Below are 294 nucleotides of genomic sequence, written 5' to 3'. Positions count from 1 at the left end.
ATATCATCAACAATTACATTTTGATCAACATCAATACTGTTTCCATTACCATCATCAAAGGTCCAAGTAATAACAAACGTTCCTTGAGTAGTATACGTTAATGGATCAGTAGTAGTTCCTGTGATTATAGTACCGTTACAGTTGTCTGTAATCGTAGGAGCCGTAGCCGTTACAGAACATTCCCCAGTTAAATCTGCAAGCGTTGGAGCAGTAGGGTCAGTAGTATCATCAACAATTACATTTTGTGGAACAACAATCGAATTTCCATTACCATCATCAAAAGTCCAGTTGATT

1 protein-coding gene is annotated in these 294 nt (G+C 37.1%); it reads right to left on the bottom strand.

Annotation, left to right across the window (positions count from 1 at the left end; all coding sequences use genetic code 11):
- A partial coding sequence (locus tag M3P09_RS17255; protein ID WP_249974068.1) for an HYR-like domain-containing protein occupies window positions 1–294 on the bottom strand: 294 nt, incomplete at both ends.

Origin of the sequence: Jejuia spongiicola, from assembly GCF_023502325.1 — a bacterium.
Taxonomy (GTDB): Bacteria; Bacteroidota; Bacteroidia; order Flavobacteriales; family Flavobacteriaceae; genus Wocania_A; species Wocania_A spongiicola.
Note: the sequence above shows the minus strand (reverse complement) of the source record. Positions and strands in the feature narration are given on the sequence as shown.